Genomic DNA, 1,559 nt, shown 5'->3' with positions numbered 1-1,559 from the left:
TTGTTAAACGATTGTTACGGGTTGGGAATTCTAATAGACTACCAGTTGCGCTGTAGCCATTGATTCGTACTGTGTCGGTAGCATTCTTAATGATATTGTTGGCGTAATATTTGAAGTCTGGTGGTGTTGTTACATTGATTCTTGTGTATTCTGTACCATTGACTGTTAGACTGAATTTCGTGATGTCGCCTGCTAATTGACCTGTGATATAGTTGTCTTTACCAATGTAGAATGGTTTTGGCGTCAAGATTGACTTTGTCTGGCTCTTGACATCTACTTTGGTTTTTTCGAGTTGTTTACCATTAGAATCGTATGTGATTACATATACTTGATCAGTTGCTTCGGTCACTTTGCCTTTTGCGTAATATTGATATGGTGATTTTGTGGCATTGATTTGTTGAAGTAAGGTGCCGTTTACTTCGATGGCTAGTTTAGCTACATCGCCTGTGTAGGTGCCTTTGATATAGTTATCCTTACCGATTGTAAAGCTTTCTGTTGTTACTGTTATTACTTCTGATTGGTCTGGTGTGACTGTGATAGAGGCTTGTTTACTAGTTATACCATTCTTGGTTTGTGTGGCTGTAATGATATCGCCAGCTTTTAAATCTGTGACAAAAAATGTTGCTATTCCTTGTGCATTAGCTGTTTTGGAAACCATTGTTCCGTCTGGTAGTGTGACTGCAATTCGTGCACCTTCAAGGCCAGTTACCGTAAGGCTTGTCTGTTTTTCTGAAACTGGGCTAATCACTGGTGTGGTGATTGCATTTCTATTATTTAATGCCTCTTGGGCTGCGTCGATTCTCTTTTGTAGTTCAGCTTTTGTTGTTATCGTTGTTGGCAGTAAGTCCACCAATGTTTGAGCCTTATCGATGGCTGCTTGGTCTGTGCTGTCTTTGATGGTAGTATCTTTTTCGAATAAAGCATTTACTGCTTCGGTCGCTTGTCCTTCATCATAAATGACAACTATTTTTGTATAAGTGAACTGGCCGTCTTTTGTCGTGAAATCTAGCGATGTTTCACCGAGTCCGACTGGTTGACTTCTTGCTATTTGATTGTCAAAATTCAGGAATTTAATAACATTCGTATTATTGGATTTTATTTTGCTAGCGTCGATGGCATCCGCACCGTTTGCAAACATAAAATCAAACCACGGACCGCCTCCTGAATTCCTGTAGCTTAGTGGAATATAGACTTTTTCTAAGCTATCAATGGTCAGATTACCCCCGCCATTTGGTCGGAATCCCCAAACGCCACCGCTAATTAAAGCATTTTCACGCATGTATCTTGGTGTTAAGCGCCACATTTCAGGATAAACACCTGTTAATTTTCCAGTTTTGGGATCTACTACATTTCCTGTTAGAAAATCAAGGTAAAACTGCATCCAGCCGTTCTTTGGATCAATGCTATAGTTATATGTTGTAGCACCGTGTACATCTGGATAAGAATCGATTAAATTCGCCATATTTAGCAGATGACAAAATTCATGTAACGCGATATCGGTGGAGTATTCGATTTCTCGGTCGTTTGAGTGTTGAGGATAGTTAGTAGCAAATATATTA

The 1,559-nt window shown here is 39.5% G+C and carries 1 protein-coding gene; it reads right to left on the bottom strand.

The annotated features are described in order from the left end of the window. A partial coding sequence (locus PRIP_RS17255) for an immunoglobulin-like domain-containing protein (protein WP_036102612.1) occupies positions 1-1,559 on the bottom strand: 1,559 nt, incomplete at both ends.

Origin of the sequence: Paenilisteria riparia FSL S10-1204 (genome assembly GCF_000525995.1) — a bacterium.
GTDB classification, from domain to species: domain Bacteria; phylum Bacillota; class Bacilli; order Lactobacillales; family Listeriaceae; genus Listeria_A; species Listeria_A riparia.
The sequence above is the reverse complement of the archived record's forward strand: the minus strand, read 5'-3'. Positions and strand labels throughout refer to the sequence as shown.